The following is a 17,707-nucleotide window of genomic DNA, read 5'->3' on the forward strand; positions in this document are numbered from 1 at the left end:
ACAACGGCGAGCGAAATACGCTTTTGAGACGCTCGACACCGCCGACGATAGGAGCGAATTTTATGGCCGTCGAGCCGGGAAAGGAATGCTCCGCCGATGTCACCGCAATGTGATCGTCTCGCCAGCCCGATCAGATCGCGCCGTCGACGATCACCATCGGGCTGCCGCGCGAACAGGTCTCGACACGGGCGTCGATCTTGTAGATATCGCGCAGCATCTCGGTGGTAATGACCGAAGACGTGTCGCCGCTCGCCGCCATCTTGCCATTGGCGATGACGATCGTGTTCTCGCAGTAGCGCAGCGCATGGTTGAGGTCGTGCAGCGCGATCAGCACGATCATGCCGTCCCGCTTGGCGAGATCGGAAATGAAGCTCAGCACTTCGATCTGCCGATGGAGATCGAGCGCCGAGGTCGGTTCGTCCATCAGCAGGACTTCCGGCCGCCGGATCAGCGCCTGTGCCAGCGACACCAGCTGGCGCTGGCCGCCGGAAAGTTCGCCAAGGCCGCGAAAGGCGAGGTTTTCGATGCGCAATGCCTTCAGGATGGCATCGATCTCCGCCAGTTCGTCATCGGCGACACGCCAGCCGCTGCCCTGCTTGGCGGAGAGCAGCACCGATTCGTAGACGGTCAGAACGGCATTGGCGCCGGTGTCCTGCGGCATGTAGCAGATCGCGCGGGGACCTCGTGCCGTGTCGGAAAGTTCGACCAGCCCAGGTCCCTTGATCAGTCCGGCGATGCGCTTGAACAGGGTGGACTTGCCGGCGGCGTTCGGGCCGATGATCGCGGTGACGCTGCCGCTGGCGAGATCGCTCATGGTCACATCGGACAGCACCTTCGCCTTGCCGTAGGAGGCGCCGATATTGTCGAGTGCGAGGGCTACCATGCACGCCTCCTGTTGCTGAAGATCAGAACGAAGAAGAAGGGAACGCCGACCAGCGCGGTGATCACTCCGATCGGCAGGATGGCGCCGGGGATGAGGATCTTGCTGATGACGGAGGTGGCCGACAACAGAAGCGCGCCGCAGATGACCGAGGCGGGCAGGAAGAAGCGTTGATCTTCGCCGACGATCATGCGGGCCATGTGCGGGCCGACCAGGCCGACGAAGCCGATAGTGCCGACGAAGGAGACCGGGATTGCCGCGAGCAGGCTTACCAGCAGCATTGTCCTCAGGCGCAAGCCACGTACATTGACGCCCATGCTGGCCGCCTTGTCGTCGCCGAGGCGCAGCGCCGTCAGCGCCCAGGCATCCCTCATGAACAGAGGTACGACCACGACAAGCATGGCGGCGATGGTCGCGACCTTCGGCCAAGTGGCCTTGGTGAAGCTTCCCATGGTCCAGAACACCACTGCGGCAAGCGCCTGTTCCGAGGCCAGATATTCGAGCAGCGACAGCGCCGCATTGAAGCTGAAGACGAGGGCGATGCCGAGCAGCACGATCGTCTCGACGCTGACGCCGCGCATCGTCGAGGCGAAATGGATGAACAGCGCCGCCGCCATCGCCATCAGGAAGGCGTTGACCGGCACCATGTATTCGACGGCGCCCGGATAGAGCGCCACGCCGCCGACAAGGGCAAGGGCCGCGCCGAAGCTCGCCGCCGCCGAAATGCCGAGCGTGAAGGGACTGGCCAGCGGATTGGCGAGGATCGTCTGCATCTCGGCGCCGGCCACCGACAGCGAGGCACCGACGACGACCGCCATCAGCGCGATCGGCATGCGGATGTCCCAGATAACGACGCGCAACTGGAGTGCCGCCCCCGCCGGATCGAAGATCGCGGACAGAACCTGTTGCAGCGTGTAGTTTGCCGGCCCCAGCGCCATGTCGAGCGCAATGCTCATGCACATGAGGACGGCGAGGAAGACTAGCACGACGAGGCGACGGAAGACGCGGGAGCGATATTGTTCGCCTCCGGTCACGATTGCTTGAACGGTCCCAACGGACATCGCGGCTTGTCCTTCGGCAAATGCGATAATCGACCGTGATCGGCGCCCGGCGCCGAAAGCGTCGCCGAGGCTTGAAGCATGGTCTTGCGAAAACTGAGATCGTCTATGCTTTTATGAGTAAAGCAGTCAAGTTCATTCTGGCGGCGGGCGGCAATATGCCGGATCAATTCGCCGTGGGGATCAGAAGTCGGCGACCTTGCCCCAGACCGAGCCGTTCAGGCGATCCGGATAATAGGGCTTCGGATCGACGATCGGCTCCGCGCCGGTGACGAGATCGGCGACGAGATGGCCAGCGCCGGGGCCAATGCCGAAGCCATGCCCGCTAAAGCCAGCGGCCAGAATCAGGCCGGGCAGTGCGGGTATCTCGCCGATTGCCGGAACGCCGTCGGGCGTGCTGTCGATATAGCCGGCCCAAGCCGCCGTGACCGGGGTATGGACGAGCGCCGGCAGCAGCGCGCGGGCCCGTTCCAGCGTCAGATCGATCTGGGTGCGATCCGGACGCGGATCGAGAATGCGGTTGCGCTCCATCGGCGTCGGCCGGTCGAGCCGCCAGCGCGACAGGGTTTCATGTCCGCCCCTCACACCCTCCAGCCCGCCCGGCGCCAGGCTGCGCCGGCGCTTGATGAACATCGGCACGAAATGACGCGCGAAACGCAGCTGCTGCGGGGTGGGATCGACACGGGCGCGGCCGCTGATGGCGAGCGTATAGCCGCCGTCAGCGCGGCGCGTTGCCGAAACCGCGGCGGTGTGCAACGCCGCCGGCAGGCCCTCGGCGCCGGGGCCGACCGAGAGGATCGACGAGCGGATCGCGGCTTGCGGGAAACGAATACCAAGCTGGCGGCAGAAGGAGGATGCCCAGGCGCCGCCGGCCATGATGACGGTCCGTGTGCGGATCGTGCCCGCCTCGGTGACCACGCCGCTGACATGGCCGCCCTCGATCTCCAGCCCGCGTGCCGCGCACATCTGATGGACGCTGCTGCCGAGCGCCATGACAGCGCGGGAGACGACAGGGGCTGCCCGCGACGGATCGGCGGTGCCGTCCGTCGGCGAGAAGACGCCGCCTTTCCACTGCCGCCCCGTTGCCACCCCGAACTCGCTCGCCTTCTTGCCATCAAGCATATGGGTGGTGACGCCGACCCCGCGCGCGAACTCGCCCCAGCGGGCCCAGCCGGCAAGCTCGGCATCGTCATTGCTGAGATAGAGCAGGCCGCAGCGGCGAAAGCCGGTATCCTCGCCGCTGTCCTTGCCAAAATCCTCCCAAAGCGCCAGGCTCTTGGTGGAGATCGGCAGTTCGCGGGCATCGCGGTTCTGCTGCCGGCACCAGCCCCAATTGCGGCTCGACTGTTCGGCACCGATCCGCCCCTTCTCGATAAGGGCCACTTTCAGGCCGCGCCGGGCGAGATAGTAGGCGGTGAAAACGCCGACTATGCCGCCGCCGATCACCACCGCATCCGCCCGTTCCGGCAGGCTGGGCGTGGTTTCAATGTGCAGAAGGGGGGCAGGCATGGCTTTCTCCGGTTTCAGACAGGCATTCTAGTCGAGCTTTCACCACGCAAATGCTGCAAATCGCCCGAAGACAGCATTTCCTTTGGTGGTGCCCATCTATCACGGACGCTTGTGCTAAGGTCAGGATTTTATGAGGTTATATCGTCATAACCACAACCGATTCCGCTTGCTAACCGAGGCTTTCCGCCTAAAATGACGGAAGATTATTCCGTCAAGGCGGCGTGCCGCTGCCGACAAGAGGAGAGCACGCCGATGAAGCTCGACCGGATCGACATCAAGATTCTTTACGAATTGCAGAAGAACGGCCGCATCACCAATGTCGAGCTGGCCGAACTCGTCAATTTGTCGCCCAGCCCCTGCCTGATGCGGGTCAAGAAGCTGCAATCCGAAGGCTATATCGCCGGCTATTCGGCGCAGATCAACATCGCCAAGCTCGGCCAGACGCTTACCGTTTTTACCGAGGTGACGCTCAAGAACCACCGCCAGATCGATTTCGCCCGCTTCCTGGCGGCGGTCGAGAAGGTGGATTCGGTCGTGGAATGCCATCTCGTCTCCGGTGGCTACGATTATCTGGTGAAGTTCGTGACCGCCGGGATTGCCGAATATCAGACGACGATGGAACGGCTGATCGACATGGAGATCGGCATCGACAAATATTTCAGCTTCGTCGTGCTGAAATCGCCGATCGTCAAGGCGCATATGCCGCTGACCAGCCTGTTTCCGGTCTGACGCCTTGGCGGGTTGGTGTTCGCGAAACGCATTTCAGCGCTTCGCGAAAGCTTGCATCAGCTCCGGGTCCTGCTGAAGGCCGTCGAGCCAACCGGTGTCGAGCTTGGGCACCGAGGAGAACAACAGCTTGGAATAGGGATGCTTGGCGCCGTCGGCGAGGTCGGCGGAGGCCAGCTGCTCGATTTTTTCGCCGCCATACATGACGATGATCTCGTCGCAGATCGCCTGCACGGTCGACAGGTCGTGGCTGATGAAGATGTAGGACAGGCCGAGTTCGCGCTGCAATTCCTTGAGCAGGTCGATGATGGCGGCAGCGACCACCGTATCGAGGGCCGAAGTGATTTCGTCGCACAGAATAAGCTTGGGTTCGGCTGCCAGCGCGCGCGCCAGGTTGATGCGCTGCTTCTGGCCACCGGATAATTCGGGTGCGCGGCGATGCTTCAGGGCTTTCGGCAGATGGACCATGTCGAGCAATTGCTCGATACGCGCCTCGCGCTGCTTGCCGCCGAGATTGTGATAGAAGCCGAGCGGCCGCCCAAGGATATCGCCGATCGACTTGGCCGGATTGAGTGCCGTGTCGGCGAACTGGAAGACGATCTGCAATTTGCGCAGCTCTTCGCGCTGGCGCTTGCGGGCGTCGGCGGCGAGCTGCCTGCCATCGAAGATGACGTCGCCAGAAACCGGTGGCAAGATCCCGGCGATGGCCCGGGCGAGCGTGGACTTGCCGCAGCCGGATTCGCCGATAACGCCAAGATTGCGGCCGGTCTCGAGCCTGAGGCTGACGGATTTCAGGGCGGTCGCCATCGGCAGGCCGTTCGGCTGGATCGGGCCGTAACCGGCGACGATGTCGGTGACCTCCAGGAGCGCCGGCGTCTTATGCTGTTCGACCGCCGCCGGGGAGGCATAGAGCTTGGGCTCGAACGCGCCGAGCAACTGGCGCGTATAGGGGTGCGAGGGTGCCGAAAGGATCTGCTCGGTCGTGCCGATCTCCTGGATCTCGCCACCTTTCAGGACAACGATCCGATCTGCCACCTGGGCGACGACCGCGAGATCGTGCGACACGTAGACGCCGGCGATGCCGCCCTTCTTCATCACCGACTTGAAGGCCCGGAGAACCTCGATCTGCGTCGTCACGTCGAGCGCAGTCGTCGGCTCGTCGAAGATCACCAGTTTCGGGTCGCCGATCAGGGCCATCGCGGCCGAAAGACGCTGCAGCTGGCCGCCGGACACTTGGTGCGGATAGCGCGAGCCGATCGTCTCCGGGTTGGGAAGGCTCAGTGCCTTGAAGAGCTCGACGGCGCGCGCCTTGGCTTCTTCCGCGGGCATGAGATCGTGGATGCGGGTGATTTCGATCACCTGTTCCATGATGGTCTGGGCCGGGTTAAAGGCGGCGGCGGCGCTCTGCGGGATATAGGCGACCTCGGTGCCGCGAATGCGGGCGCGCGCCTTTTCCGGCAGGCTTGCCATGTCCTTGCCGGCAAGCAGAACCTCGCCGCCGCTGATCCGACATCCGGTGCGCGCATGCCCCATCAGGGTCAGCGCGATCGTGGTCTTGCCCGAGCCGCTTTCGCCGATCAGGGCGACGATCTCGCCTTCCTCGATATCGAAGCTGACGCCACGGATGATCTCGACGAGGCGGCCCGCATCGGTTTTGGCTTCGACCTTCAGGTCGCGAATTTCGACGAGCTTGGCCATCAATTGCTCCGGTCTCGGATTTTCTGGGGCAGGTTGTCGATCAGCAGGTTGACGCTGATCGTCAGGCTGGCGATCGCGATGCTTGGGAAGATCACCGCCGGCGCACCGAAGGGCAGGCCGCCGATGTTTTCACGCACCAGTGCGCCCCAGTCCGCGTTCGGCGGCTGCACGCCAAGCCCGAGGAAGGAGAGACCCGACAGGAGCAACACGATGAACACGAAGCGCAGGCCGAGATCGGCCATGACCGGCCCCAGGATATTGGGAAGGATTTCCGAGCGGATGAGGTAGAGCGCGCCTTCGCCGCGTGCGCGGGCGACCGTAATGAAATCCATCGTGTTGATGTTGACCGAGAGCGCTCGCGAGAAGCGGTAGGCGCCGGGCGTATAGATGATGGCGAGCGTCATGATCAGCACCGGGATCGAGGAGCCGATGCCGGCGACGACGACGAGGCCGAACAGCTTGCTCGGAATGGAGTTCAAGGCATCGAGAAAACGGCTGAGCGCGCTGTCGAACCAGCCGCCGATGACGGCCGCGATCATGCCGAGCGCGACACCGGTGAAGCAGGAGATGCAGACGGCCGCCAGCGAGATGCCGACGGTATAGCGCGCGCCCATCAGGATGCGCGAGAAGATGTCACGGCCGAGATAATCGGTGCCCAGCCAGAACTTCGCCGAGATCGGCCCGAAATAGTCGAAATCGACGATTTCGCCGATCGGGTAGGGGGTGAGCAGCGGGGCAAAGATGGCGACAAGAGCCCAGGCAAGGATCACGGCAAGGCCGATCATGCCGACGATGTTGAAGCGGAAGCCGAGCTTGCGGGGTGTGAACGCGGTAAGAGCCATGGTCAGCGCAGCCTCGGATTGGATATGATGGCGATGATGTCGGCAATGGTGATCAGGAGCAGATAGACCAGGCAGAAGATCATGGCGCAGGTCTGGATCAGCGGCAGGTCGCGGGTGGCGACCGCATCCACCATCAGCTTTGCGATGCCCGGATAGTTGAAGATCGTCTCGACGATGATCACGCCGCCGAGCAGATAGGACAGCGACAGTGCGACCGCATTGACGATCGGGCCGAGCGCATTGGGAAGCGCATGCTTCAGCACCATGCGCGGCCGCGAGGCGCCCTTCAGCAGCGCCATTTCCACATAGGGCGTGTTCAGCGTCTCGATGACGGCGGCGCGCGTCATGCGGATCATCTGCGCCGAGATCACGAAGCTCAGCGTTATCACCGGCATCGCGAAGACGCGCAGCATCTGCGAGAAGGAGTGAATTTCATTGGCGAAGGCAAGCGCCGGCAGCCATTTCAGATAGACGGCAAAGAGCAGCACCGCCGATGTCGCGACCATGAATTCCGGCACCGAAATGACGCCGATGGAGATCACCGTGACGATGCGGTCATAAAGCGAACCGCGCAGCATAGCGGCCGTAATGCCGAGCGTCAGCGCGATTGGCACGGAAAACAGCGTTGTTGCCGCTGCGAGCTTCAGCGAATTTCCGAGCCTGGAGCCGATCAGCTCCGCGATCGGCATATTGTTGGCGTAGGAAATGCCAAGATCGCCGGTGGCAAGGCCGGCAAGCCAGCGGAGGAACCGCAGGATGGCCGGATCGTTGAGGTGCATCGCGGCGCGCAGGCCCGCGACCGCTTCCGGGGTCGCGGCCTGGCCGAGCAGAATTTGCGCAACGTCGCCCGGCAGCATTTCTGTTGCCGCGAATACCGTGAAGGACACGATGAGCAGCGTGATCAGGGCCACGATCACACGGCCGAGCACGAGAGAAAGAACGTGGCGGTTCATATCAGATCCCCATCGTGAGAACGAATGTGCCGATGATACGGCAATGTACCCGACAAGTGGCGTCGAAACACCACCGGTCGGGTACGAAGGCGGGGATCAGGCATCAAGCCAGACATATTCCGCGAAGGCATAGCCCATCATGCCGCCGAGCGGATTGGCTTCCAGGCCGTGCAGCTTCGAGGAGATCGCATCGACGTTGGAAATATAGGCGGGAATGGCCGTGCCGGCCTCTTCCGCGATCATCGCCTGCATGTCGCCGTAGATCGCCTTGCGCTTGGCCTGGTCGAGCGAGCCGCGTGCTTCCAGCAACATGCTGTCGAACTTCTCGGACTTGTACTGGCTCTCGTTCCAGGGGGCCTGTGAGGAATAGAGCAGCGAGAAGAGGATGTCCGGCGTCGGGCGCGGGTTGATATTGCCGAAATGCATCGGCGCCTTCAGCCAGTAGTTCGACCAGTAGCCGTCGGACGGTACGCGCTGCACGTCGAACTTCATGCCGATTTCCGCGCCGGCCTGCTGCAGCACCATCGCCATGTCGATCGACGATGTGGCCGCGTCGGAGGCGACGACCGGGACGGACTGGCCGAACAGGCCGGATTTCTGCAGATGGAACTTGGCCTTGTCCGGATCGTAGGCCTTCGGCTTCAGATCGGCATTGTGATAGATGTTGGACGGCGGCACCGGCTGGTCGTTGCCGATTTCGGCAAGGCCGCGCAGGGCCGATTTCTGGATGATCTCACGGTTCAGCAGATATTTGACGCCGGTCACGAAGTCCTTGCTGTTGCCGGGGCTCATGTCCAGACGCATGTTGAGGTCGGTGTAATTGCCCGAGGTGGTCTTCGACAGCGTCACGCCCGGCTGGCCATCCAGAAGCCGCATGGAGCGCGGATTGATGGAGGCGGCGAGCTGGATGTCGCCGGAGAGCAGCGCATTGACGCGCGCCGAATCGTCGGCGATCGCGAAGAACTCGAAGGAGTCGAGGTGCGGGCCGCCCTGCTTCCAATAGTTCTTGTTCTTGACGGCGACGGAACGGACACCGGGTTCGAAGGTCTCGCAGACGAAGGCGCCGGTGCCGTTGGCCTTGCTGAAGTCCGTGGTGCCGTCAGCGACGATCATGAAATGATGCATGGCCAGAATCGTCGGCAGGTCGGCATTCGGCGCAGCGAGCGTGATTTCGACCGTAAGCGGATCGACGGCCTTGAAATCGGTCATCTGCTTGGCGATGGCATTGACCTTGGAGCCGACGGCCGGGTCGAGATGGCGCTTCAGCGAATAGACGACGTCGGCCGAAGACAGGCTCTTGCCGCTATGGAAGGTGACGCCCTTGCGCAGCTTGACGGTCCAGACCTTGGCATCGGCGCTTGCGATGCTTTCGGCCAGCTCCATCTGGGTGACGCCATCCTTGTCGAGGAAGGAGAGGCGATTGTAGAAGGCGCAGCAGCGGACATAGTCCGTCGACAGCGACGCCTTGGCCGGATCGAGCGTGTCGGCGGTCGACGATGACCAGCCGGCCGCCTTCAGCGTACCGCCCGAAACCGGGGTGGCCGCAAGAGCCGACGAGGCGCGTCCGAAGATCGCGCCGCCGGCAGCCGCCGCAATGCCGCCTGCCAGCAGCATCTGCAGAAGATCGCGGCGGGTCGCGCCACGGCGAATGGCATTCTCGACCATGGCATCGTCTGCGCTGGTCCAATTCGTGATCTTGTCGTTCATTGCGTTCCCCTTTTTGTTAAGGTTGGTTTGGCGTCCCGTCTTTTGCTGCGGGATCAACACGGAATGTCGCTTGTCAGGCGGCCTTGACTGCCTCCACTGCGTCGGCAAGCCCGGCCATGGAGGTGAAATGGTAATCGGGCTTGGTGAACTCCTTCGGCTCGATCGTGCCGCCATAGCCCTTCTGGGCGTGACGCCGCTCGATCCAGCAATTGGTCATGCCGAGCTGCCGCGAGATGCCGATGTCGTGATACTGGCTCTGTGCCACATGCAGGATGTCGTCCTTCGATGCGCCTTCCTTGCCGACAAAGGCGAAGACCTGCTCGAAGAAAGCCGGATCGGGCTTTTCCGTGCCGGTATCGTCGGCGGTGAATGCGGCATAAAACGGGTTGCCGAGTTCCTTGGAGAAATGCTCGAAGGCCCAGCGGCGCGCGTTCGTCATGGCGATCAGCTTGTAGCGCTTCGACAGGCGATTGAGGGCTTCGGCGCTGTCGGGAAAACCTTTCCAGTTCTTGCAGGAATCGCGCAGGCGCTCGCCATAGGCCCGCTCCGCCGGCAGGCCCAATTTCGGGGCAATGGCCAGATAGACGCGAAGCAGATCGTCGGGAAAGAGACCGGCATCGTCCGAATAGCGTTCAGCGCGATAAAGGGCGAGCGCTTCCTCGCCATCGACGGCAACACCGGCCTCGCCGGCGATCTCAGCCAGGCAATCCTTGATGCCGCCCTCGAAGTCGATCAGGGTTCCCACGACGTCAAAGGTGAAATATTTGAAGTGCGCTAAGTTCTTAGCCAAGTCTCTGTCCTCGAATGGTGCAATCGGTACCGATTGCGCGGCTGAATGCAGAAGAAAATGCTGTTCCGATCCTGCCGAGGTTTTTCTTATATCTCCCTGAAATCCCGGTTTTTCGGGGATTAAGGGCCTTCAGCACGCTCAGTTTCGCAGTTAAGGCTCGCTGGATTCTCTGAAAGGAAGAGCCGTGGCGGCACAAAATTGCGAATATGGAGGCAAAGCGGTATTTCACCCGTGCCGCCTGCTGACCGATATCGGACGGGTTGGCGGCATCGGGGATCAAGCCGAACTCAGGCGAGCGCCGCACGCACATCCGGATCATTCAGTGTCTGGTCGAGCGTCTTCAGGGTTCGCTCGATAATCGCATCGATTTCCGCTTCGGTGCAGCAAAGCGGCGGCGCATAGCCGAGCACGCCATTGCCGAAGGCGCGGATCACGAGCCCATTGTTCCAGGCGCGATCGAAGATCCTCCGCGAAGGATCGGCCGCGGCCGGCAGGGGCGTCTTGCGCTCCTTGTCGATGACCAGTTCGATGGCGGCAAGCATGCCGCGGCCGCGCACGTCGCCGACCAGCGGATGTGATGACAACGATTGAAGGCCGGCCATCAGCCGCGCGCCCGCCTTGATACCGTTTTCCAGGAGACCGCTCTCATAAAGGCGCAGAACCTCGAGGCCGACAGCCGCGCTGACCGGATGGGCCGAATAAGTATAGCCATGACCGATCGCCGCGGCACCCGCGCCATCGGCGATCGTCTGATAGACCTTCTCCGACAGGAAGACGGCGCCCATCGGCACGTAGCCGGAGGTCAATCCCTTGGCGGTGGTCATCAGATCGGGAACGATGCCGTCGTCCGAACAAGCGAATAGCGGGCCGGTGCGGCCGAAGCCGGTGATGACTTCATCGGCGACGAACAGGATGTCGAGTTCGGCGCAGGTGTCGCGCATCGCCTTCATCCATCCGGCCGGCGGCACGAGTACGCCGCCGGAACCCTGGATCGGTTCGGCATAGAAGGCCGCCACGCGCTCGGCGCCGATCTCCTCGACCTTGGCACGCAGGGCGGCGACCGATGCGGCGATGATCGCCTGCGGATCGGTGCCGACGGGGTTGCGGTAGGCGTAGTGCGTCGGAATCTTATGCTGCCAGTCGAGCGGCATGCCGAATCCGGCATGGAAGACGGGAAGCGCGGTCAGACCGGCGCCCACGGTGGAGGAGCCGTGATAGCCCTGCTCGAGCGAGATGAACTGATCCTTCGCGGGCTTGCCCAGCGAATGATAGTAATAGCGGATGAAGCGCACCGTGCTGTCAACGGCGTCGGAGCCGCCCAGCGTGAAATAGACATGATTGAGATCGCCAGGCGCCCGCTCGGCCAGTTCGGCGGCGAGCCGGATGGCCGGCTCGGAACCGAGGCTGAAATAGCCGGTCGCATAGGGCAGCTCGCGCATCTGGCGGGCGGCAGCCTCCACGATGCTCTCATGGCCATAGCCGGCATTGACGCACCAGAGGCCGGCGAAGCCGTCGAGCATCTGGTGGCCCGATGCATCGGTGACGGTCGCGCCCTTGGCGGATTTCAGCACGCGGACGCCGGCCTGCTCATGGCCGCGATAGGAGGCGACGGGGTGAACGAGGTGGGCACGATCGAGTTCGACGAGGGAATTGCTCAGCATGATGTCTCTCTTCAGCCCAAAGCCTGGCTGGCCAGGGCAAATGTGTGAACGCTGGAAACGGATGAGGACGTCGCGGGACTGCGGCGCATGGAAATGCCGCCGCCGACATGGGCGAGGCCATGATCCAGAAGGAAGGGGGCAAGGCCGGTCTCAGTGCCGGTATCGACGCGCATGAAGACGCCGGGCCGGGCCGAAAACAGGAAGGCGAGCAGGTCCTGGGCCGCGCGGGTCGTTTCCGCGATGACCGGTCCGCAGAGTTCGCCGCGTCCGAAGGGCCGCCAGGCGGCATAGCCATGAATGACGCCGGCTTCGCGCTGAACCGCCAGCCGGCCGGCCTGGAAGAGAGCCTTGATGAGCTGGGCGCGGTCGGCGCGATAGGCGATGCGGTCGAGGGCCGCGATCTCGTCAAGATCGGCCTCCGTTGCCCATTCGACCGCCTCCGGGGCGGTGCAGGCGGCGAGTGTTCCCTGATGCTGGACGATCGTGCCCGTCTTCCTGAAACCGAGGCTTTCATAGAGCGGCAAGCCGTCCGCCGTTGCCACCAGGCGGCATTCGCGCTGGCCGACGATGTCGAGGGCGGCCTGCATGATGCGCCGGCCAATGCCGCGCCCGCGCATCGATTCATCGACGATCACCATATTGATGGTGGCAACCTCGTCGCCATAAGGGGTGACGAAGATCGTCGCGACCACCTTGTCGTTCTCGATCGCCACGAGGCCGTTGCTGAGTTCGAGCAGCATCTGCCATTCTTCCAGCCGATGCGGCCATCCTGCCTGGCGTGACAGCGCCAGCGCCGATTCAAGGTGAGACTGGTCGAGGGGCCGAAGGTCGATCGCGGTTGCCTGCACAGGCTGTGTCTCCCGTCCGTTGCTTTTCTTTTTTGATAGACCCGCAACGGAAGAAGATCGTCCCGACGACGGCGCCGCGACGGTATCTTTCACCGTCCGTCGCCATGCTCGCCGCATCTTATGCCGGCTGTTCGGTCCGGAAAGGGCGTGTTTGGAGCCTTTATCGTCCCTTTTTCGGCAATATGCGCGGGTTTGACGCGCAACTCTCTGCCAAAGCGGCATATGGATACAAAACTTTCTGCTTCCCGGCGGTGCAAATGCGGTGAACCGATGGGGAAAGGCTGCCTATGATGGTGTCATCAACAGCGCCAGCGCGCCACCCTGTGAGGATCTAAAGACATGACGACCTTCCGGCCGAAATACATCACCTTCGATTGCTACGGCACTCTGACGAATTTCCAGATGGCCGAGGCTGCCCAGAAGATTTACGGCGAACAACTCGACCAGCCGCGCATGGCGCAATTCATCAAGAATTTCGCCGCCTACCGGCTGGATGAGATTCTGGGGGACTGGAAACCCTATAATGAAGTGATCCACAATGCCGTCGAGCGCACCTGCCGCAAGAACGGCGTCACCTTCCGCGACGAGGATGCCCGTTCGATCTACGACACCGTGCCGAGCTGGGGGCCACATGCGGACGTGCCGGCGGGGCTTGCCAAGGTCGCCAAGGAAATTCCGCTGGTCATCCTGTCGAACGCGATGAACGAGCAGATCATGCACAATGTCGAAAAGCTCGGCGCACCTTTCCACGCTGTCTTCACGGCGCAGCAGGCCAATGCCTACAAGCCGCGCTTCAAGGCCTTCGAATATATGTTCGACATGCTCGGCTGCAATCCGGAAGACGTGCTGCATTGCTCTTCGTCCTTCCGCTATGACCTGATGTCGGCCTATGATCTCGGCATCAAGCACAAGGTCTGGGTCAACCGCGGACATGAACCGGCCAATCCCTACTACGAATATACGGAAATCAAGGATATTTCCGGCCTGCCCGGCGTCGTCGGGCTCTGACGGGGAGACCGCCATGCAATTCAAGTCCTATTGGCACGACACCGCCCCCCGCTTTGAAAAGCAGAGCACCGCGCCGGTCGAAGGTCACTACGATGTCGCGGTAATCGGCGGCGGCTTCAGTGGACTGGGGGCAGCACGCCAGCTTGCCAAGGCGGGCGCCAGGGTCGTCGTGCTGGAGGCGGGCACGGTCGGCTGCGGCGCATCCGGCCGCAATGGCGGTCACCTCAACAATGGCATCGCCCATAGCTTCATCGCCGCCAAGGAAGAGCTCGGGGTCGAACGGGCGAAGGCGCTCTATCGCGCCTTCGACGATGCCGTCGATACGGTCGAGCGGATCATTGCCGAGGAAGGCATAGACTGCAATTTCCGCCGCGCCGGCAAGCTGAAGCTTGCATCGAAACCGGCGCATTTCGACAGCATTGCCCGCAATTTCGAGGCGGTCCATCGCGAGATCGACTCGGATACCGCGCTGCTGACGGCCGCCGACCTCAAGGGCGAAATCGGATCGTCATCCTTCCATGGCGCGATGCTCTCCAAGAAGAGCGCCATGATGCATATGGGCCGCTATGTGGTTGGCCTTGCCGAGGCGGCGGTGCGCAGTGGTGCGGTGATCCATGAGAATGCCGCCGTGACCGACCGGAAGGTCAATGGCGGACGGCATGAATTGACGACTGCGCGCGGCAAGCTGACGGCGGACAACGTGTTTCTGGCAACCGGCGCCTATACGCCCAGCATTTTCAGCTATTTTCGCCGCCGTATCATCTCGGTCGGCAGCTTCATCATCGCGACGCGTCCGCTGACCGAGGCTGAAGTGGCTGCAACCATGCCCGGCAACCGCACCTGCGTCACCTCGCTCAATATCGGCAATTATTTCCGGCTTGCTCCGGACAATCGCCTGATCTTCGGCGGCCGAGCGCGGTTTTCGGCGACGTCGGACCAGCAATCCGATGCCAAGAGCGGTGAAATCCTGCGCGCCAGCCTGGCGGAAATCTTCCCGCATCTGGCCAAGATCGAGATCGACTATTGCTGGGGCGGTCTGGTCGACATGACGAAGGACCGCTTCCCGCGCGCCGGCTATGTCGACGGGCTGTGGTACGCGATGGGCTATTCCGGCCATGGCGCGCAGATGGCGACCCATATGGGCATGATGATCGCCGATGCCATCCTCGGCAAGGCCGACCGAAACCCGGTCAAGGATCTCGCCTGGCCGGCGGTCCCCGGTCATTTCGGCAAGCCCTGGTTCCTGCCGCTGGTCGGCGCCTATTACAAGACGCTCGACCGGTTCCAATAGTCGGAGATTTCCAAAATCATGCCGCTGCCGGGATGCGGGCAATGACCTTGATCTCGAAGTCGAAGCCAGCGAGCCAGTTCACGCCGATTGCGGTCCAGTTCGGATAGGGCGGCTCGCTGAAAACCGTCTGTTTGACGGCCATGATTGTCGGAAACTGGTTCTCAGGATCGGTGTGGAATGTCGTGACATCCACAATATCATCAAGCGTGCAACCTGCCGCGCCCAGCGTCGCCTTGAGGTTTTCGAAGGCCAATTGCACCTGGCGTTCGAAATCCGGTTCGGGCGTTCCGTCTGAACGGCTGCCGACTTGCCCCGACACGAACAGAAGATCACCGGACCGAATGGCGGCTGAATAGCCGTGCTCTTCATAAAGGGCATGCCGGTCGGCAGGGAAGATTGCTTGGCGTTTGGTCATTGCTGCTCTTTCTTCATCGACGTTAATGGGCGCCAGACAAGTGCGGCGCGAACTGTGGGCTTCACAGGCTGCAGCATCATCTGATATACGGAACGTATGTGAAATATCCATATACGCTCCGTATGTCAAATTCATATACGAGGCGTATATGAATTTGAGGACAAAATGGCGAAACGACGTGTCGAGACGATGGAGGAGAATCGCGCCAAGCTGATCGCGGCCGCGCGAAAGGCCTTCGCTGAAAAAGGGTATTCGGCCGCCTCGATGGATGAACTGACCGCCGAAGTCGGCCTGACTCGGGGCGCGCTCTACCATAATTTCGGCGACAAGCGTGGGCTTCTGGCGGCTGTTGTCGATCAGATCGACTCGGAAATGGCGTCACGCGCCCAAGAGATCGGCGTGCTCGCGGATGATGATTGGAAGGGTCTGCTTGCCGAAGGCGCGGCCTATATCGAGATGGCGCTTGTTCCGGAGGTCCAGCGCATCGTTCTGCTTGACGGACCGGCAGTACTGGGCGATCCGTCGAAATGGCCCAGTCAAAGCAGCTGCCTTCGGGCAACCAAGCAGACGGTGGAACGTCTCATTGCCCAAAAGACCCTAAAGCCGGTCGATGCGGAGGCGGCCGCCCGGCTTCTCAGCGGCGCGGCACTCAATGCCGCTCTCTGGGTCGCGGCCAGCGACGAGCCGCGGCATGTGCTGCCTAAGGCCGTCGAGACCTTCCAAGCCTTAGCTTCGGGCCTTCTTATGAAGGCGTGAATTCGTGACGGCGCGGAAGCCGCCACGATGTTTGTGCTGCACGTCGATAAGGGCGCGGCTTTCGCCGTCGCCCTTTCCAGCCGCCATGTCAGGCAAGTCCGCCGATGTGGAAGGTCTTGATTTCGAGATATTCCTCGATGCCGAGCTGCGAGCCTTCGCGGCCGAGACCGGATTGCTTGACGCCGCCGAAGGGGGCGACTTCCGTGGAGATCGCGCCGGTGTTCAGGCCCACCATGCCGAATTCCAGCGCTTCGCCGACTGCCCAGGAGCGCTTGAGGCTCTGGGTGTAGAAATAGGCCGCCAGTCCGAAGGGGGTGCCGTTGGCGATGGCGATCGCTTCCTCGTCGGTCTTGAAGCGGAAGAGGGGGGCGACCGGCCCGAAGGTTTCTTCGCTCGCCAGTAGCATATCAGTGGTGGCACCCGACAGGACGACCGGAGCGGCATATTGGCGGCCGTCCGGCAGGCTCGAAGCCGTCGCGATGATCTTGGCGCCCTTTTCGACCGCATCACTGACGTGGCGCTCGATCTTGTCGATGGCGGCGGCATTGATCATCGGGCCGATATCGACGCCCGCCTGCGTACCCGGACCGACCTTCATGGCGGAAACACGGGCAGACAGCTTTGCGGCAAAGGCATCGTACACGCCGTCCTGCACCAGGATGCGGTTGGAGCAGACGCAGGTCTGGCCGCCATTGCGGAATTTCGAGGCGATGGCACCTTCGACGGCAAGGTCGAGATCGGCGTCGTCGAAAACGATGAAGGGGGCATTGCCGCCGAGCTCGAGGCTGAGCCGCTTGATACTGTCGGCTGCGCCACGCATCAGAAGCGAGCCGACGCGGGTGGAGCCGGTGAAGGAAATCTTGCGGACCGTTTCGTTGCGCAGCAACTCGTTGCCGATCTCGGTCGGCAGGCCGGTGACGATGTTGATGACGCCGGCGGGAATGCCGGCGCGTTCGGCGAGCACACCCAGCGCCAGCGCCGAATAAGGCGTGAAATCGGATGGCTTGATGACGACGGTGCAGCCGGCGGCCAGTGCCGGAGCGACCTTGCGGGTGATCATCGCGTTCGGAAAATTCCAGGGCGTGATGATGCCGCAGACGCCGACCGGTTCCTTCAGCACGACGATGCGCCGGTCCGGGGTCGGCGAGGGGATGGTACCGCCGTTGATGCGGCGAGCTTCCTCGGCAAACCATTTGACGAAGGAGGCGCCGTAACGGATCTCGCCACGTGCCTCGGCGAGCGGCTTGCCCTGTTCCGTCGTCAGGATCAGGCCGAGATCGTCGCAATGCTCGATCATCAGATCGTGCCAGGCTTCCAGCAGTTTCGCCCGTTCGGCATGGGTCTTGGCGCGCCAGGCGGGAAAGGCGGCGTTCGCGGCCTCGATCGCGGCGCGGGTCTCCGTCCCGTCCATATCGGGAACCGTGCCCATCACCGTTTGCGTGGCCGGGTCGATGACGTCGACGGTCTTGCCGGAGCCGGCATTGCGCCAGATTCCGTCGATGAGGCCCTGCTGGCGAAACAGGCTCTTGTCCTTGAGGTCGATCATGATGGTCGTTTCCTTGTCT

Annotated in this window: 17 protein-coding genes; 4 read left to right on the forward strand and 13 right to left on the reverse strand. The window is 62.5% G+C overall.

All coding sequences use genetic code 11. The features are described 5' to 3' along the window. Positions 1 to 130: 130 nt before the first annotated feature. From FHX11_RS10825 to FHX11_RS10835, 3 genes are all read right to left on the reverse strand, one after another. Positions 131 to 883, reverse strand: a complete 753-nt coding sequence (locus FHX11_RS10825; RefSeq protein ID WP_184357627.1) for an ABC transporter ATP-binding protein — start codon at positions 881 to 883, stop codon at positions 131 to 133. Further along, a complete protein-coding gene (locus FHX11_RS10830; protein ID WP_184357628.1) occupies positions 877 to 1,941 on the reverse strand; it encodes an iron ABC transporter permease in 1,065 nt (354 codons plus the stop codon). The genes FHX11_RS10825 and FHX11_RS10830 overlap by 7 nt, the downstream gene beginning before the upstream one ends. A 180-nt stretch (positions 1,942 to 2,121) precedes the next feature. After that, positions 2,122 to 3,447: an FAD-binding oxidoreductase gene (locus FHX11_RS10835; RefSeq protein ID WP_184357629.1), complete on the reverse strand. Its 1,326-nt coding sequence runs from the start codon at positions 3,445 to 3,447 to the stop codon at positions 2,122 to 2,124. A 252-nt stretch (positions 3,448 to 3,699) separates the two neighbouring features. Between FHX11_RS10835 and FHX11_RS10840 the strand changes: the two genes are divergently transcribed. Further along, entirely contained in the window at positions 3,700 to 4,176 is a 477-nt protein-coding gene (locus FHX11_RS10840; protein ID WP_007697831.1) for an Lrp/AsnC family transcriptional regulator, read from the forward strand. A gap of 33 nt (positions 4,177 to 4,209) precedes the next feature. On the opposite strand, the gene FHX11_RS10845 is transcribed toward FHX11_RS10840, so the two are convergent. The 8 genes from FHX11_RS10845 to FHX11_RS10880 form a co-directional block, all read right to left on the reverse strand. Continuing rightward, on the reverse strand, positions 4,210 to 5,871 hold the full coding sequence (locus FHX11_RS10845; protein ID WP_184357630.1) for an ABC transporter ATP-binding protein: 1,662 nt from the start codon (positions 5,869 to 5,871) through the stop codon (positions 4,210 to 4,212). Further along, positions 5,871 to 6,713: an ABC transporter permease gene (locus tag FHX11_RS10850; RefSeq protein ID WP_184357631.1), complete on the reverse strand. Its 843-nt coding sequence runs from the start codon at positions 6,711 to 6,713 to the stop codon at positions 5,871 to 5,873. The genes FHX11_RS10845 and FHX11_RS10850 overlap by 1 nt, the downstream gene beginning before the upstream one ends. A 2-nt stretch (positions 6,714 to 6,715) precedes the next feature. Continuing rightward, positions 6,716 to 7,666, reverse strand: a complete 951-nt coding sequence (locus FHX11_RS10855) for an ABC transporter permease (RefSeq protein ID WP_184357632.1) — start codon at positions 7,664 to 7,666, stop codon at positions 6,716 to 6,718. A 96-nt stretch (positions 7,667 to 7,762) separates the two neighbouring features. Beyond that, the gene (locus FHX11_RS10860; RefSeq protein ID WP_184357633.1) at positions 7,763 to 9,373 is read right to left on the reverse strand and encodes an ABC transporter substrate-binding protein; all 1,611 of its coding nucleotides are present in this window, start codon (positions 9,371 to 9,373) and stop codon (positions 7,763 to 7,765) included. 73 nt (positions 9,374 to 9,446) lie between these two features. After that, a complete protein-coding gene (locus FHX11_RS10865; protein WP_184357634.1) occupies positions 9,447 to 10,163 on the reverse strand; it encodes an HAD-IA family hydrolase in 717 nt (238 codons plus the stop codon). Beyond that, a complete protein-coding gene (locus FHX11_RS10870) occupies positions 10,156 to 10,443 on the reverse strand; it encodes a hypothetical protein (RefSeq protein ID WP_184357635.1) in 288 nt (95 codons plus the stop codon). The genes FHX11_RS10865 and FHX11_RS10870 overlap by 8 nt, the downstream gene beginning before the upstream one ends. A 7-nt stretch (positions 10,444 to 10,450) precedes the next feature. Continuing rightward, positions 10,451 to 11,824, reverse strand: a complete 1,374-nt coding sequence (locus tag FHX11_RS10875; RefSeq protein WP_184357636.1) for an aspartate aminotransferase family protein — start codon at positions 11,822 to 11,824, stop codon at positions 10,451 to 10,453. An 11-nt stretch (positions 11,825 to 11,835) separates the two neighbouring features. Further along, positions 11,836 to 12,672 carry a GNAT family N-acetyltransferase gene (locus FHX11_RS10880; protein ID WP_184357637.1) on the reverse strand — a complete coding sequence of 279 codons (837 nt, stop codon included), beginning with the start codon at positions 12,670 to 12,672 and terminating at the stop codon, positions 11,836 to 11,838. Positions 12,673 to 13,011: 339 nt separating this feature from the next. On the opposite strand from FHX11_RS10880, the gene FHX11_RS10885 reads away from it, so the two are divergent. Together FHX11_RS10885 and FHX11_RS10890 are read left to right on the forward strand one after the other, a co-directional pair. Beyond that, positions 13,012 to 13,680, forward strand: coding sequence for a haloacid dehalogenase type II (locus FHX11_RS10885; RefSeq protein ID WP_184357638.1), 669 nt, complete (start codon positions 13,012 to 13,014; stop codon positions 13,678 to 13,680). Between the two features lie 13 nt (positions 13,681 to 13,693). Then, positions 13,694 to 14,971 (forward strand): FAD-binding oxidoreductase, encoded by a 1,278-nt coding sequence (locus tag FHX11_RS10890; RefSeq protein ID WP_184357639.1) that lies wholly within the window; start codon positions 13,694 to 13,696, stop codon positions 14,969 to 14,971. A 16-nt stretch (positions 14,972 to 14,987) separates the two neighbouring features. On the opposite strand, the gene FHX11_RS10895 is transcribed toward FHX11_RS10890, so the two are convergent. Then, complete coding sequence (locus FHX11_RS10895) at positions 14,988 to 15,386, reverse strand: RidA family protein (RefSeq protein ID WP_184358193.1); 399 nt, start codon at positions 15,384 to 15,386, stop codon at positions 14,988 to 14,990. Between the two features lie 165 nt (positions 15,387 to 15,551). Between FHX11_RS10895 and FHX11_RS10900 the strand changes: the two genes are divergently transcribed. Next, the gene (locus FHX11_RS10900; RefSeq protein ID WP_184357640.1) at positions 15,552 to 16,142 is read left to right on the forward strand and encodes a TetR/AcrR family transcriptional regulator; all 591 of its coding nucleotides are present in this window, start codon (positions 15,552 to 15,554) and stop codon (positions 16,140 to 16,142) included. 88 nt (positions 16,143 to 16,230) lie between these two features. Here the strand turns inward: FHX11_RS10900 and FHX11_RS10905 are convergent, their stop codons facing one another. Further along, positions 16,231 to 17,688: an NAD-dependent succinate-semialdehyde dehydrogenase gene (locus FHX11_RS10905; RefSeq protein ID WP_184357641.1), complete on the reverse strand. Its 1,458-nt coding sequence runs from the start codon at positions 17,686 to 17,688 to the stop codon at positions 16,231 to 16,233. Positions 17,689 to 17,707 lie beyond the last annotated feature (19 nt).

The organism is Rhizobium sp. BK602, assembly GCF_014195095.1.
In the GTDB taxonomy this organism is placed as follows: Bacteria; Pseudomonadota; Alphaproteobacteria; order Rhizobiales; family Rhizobiaceae; genus Rhizobium.

Bases quoted from the DNA above. Each gene is read 5' to 3' on its own strand.
- FHX11_RS10860 (WP_184357633.1), bottom strand. From the start codon at position 9,373: ATGAACGACAAGATCACGAATTGGACCAGCGCAGACGATGCCATGGTC.
- FHX11_RS10850 (WP_184357631.1), bottom strand. From the start codon at position 6,713: ATGGCTCTTACCGCGTTCACACCCCGCAAGCTCGGCTTCCGCTTCAAC.
- FHX11_RS10830 (WP_184357628.1), bottom strand. From the start codon at position 1,941: ATGTCCGTTGGGACCGTTCAAGCAATCGTGACCGGAGGCGAACAATAT.
- FHX11_RS10895 (WP_184358193.1), bottom strand. From the start codon at position 15,386: ATGACCAAACGCCAAGCAATCTTCCCTGCCGACCGGCATGCCCTTTAT.
- FHX11_RS10855 (WP_184357632.1), bottom strand. From the start codon at position 7,666: ATGAACCGCCACGTTCTTTCTCTCGTGCTCGGCCGTGTGATCGTGGCC.
- FHX11_RS10845 (WP_184357630.1), bottom strand. From the start codon at position 5,871: ATGGCCAAGCTCGTCGAAATTCGCGACCTGAAGGTCGAAGCCAAAACC.
- FHX11_RS10885 (WP_184357638.1), top strand. From the start codon at position 13,012: ATGACGACCTTCCGGCCGAAATACATCACCTTCGATTGCTACGGCACT.
- FHX11_RS10905 (WP_184357641.1), bottom strand. From the start codon at position 17,688: ATGATCGACCTCAAGGACAAGAGCCTGTTTCGCCAGCAGGGCCTCATC.
- FHX11_RS10825 (WP_184357627.1), bottom strand. From the start codon at position 883: ATGGTAGCCCTCGCACTCGACAATATCGGCGCCTCCTACGGCAAGGCG.
- FHX11_RS10900 (WP_184357640.1), top strand. From the start codon at position 15,552: ATGGCGAAACGACGTGTCGAGACGATGGAGGAGAATCGCGCCAAGCTG.
- FHX11_RS10890 (WP_184357639.1), top strand. From the start codon at position 13,694: ATGCAATTCAAGTCCTATTGGCACGACACCGCCCCCCGCTTTGAAAAG.
- FHX11_RS10875 (WP_184357636.1), bottom strand. From the start codon at position 11,824: ATGCTGAGCAATTCCCTCGTCGAACTCGATCGTGCCCACCTCGTTCAC.
- FHX11_RS10840 (WP_007697831.1), top strand. From the start codon at position 3,700: ATGAAGCTCGACCGGATCGACATCAAGATTCTTTACGAATTGCAGAAG.
- FHX11_RS10835 (WP_184357629.1), bottom strand. From the start codon at position 3,447: ATGCCTGCCCCCCTTCTGCACATTGAAACCACGCCCAGCCTGCCGGAA.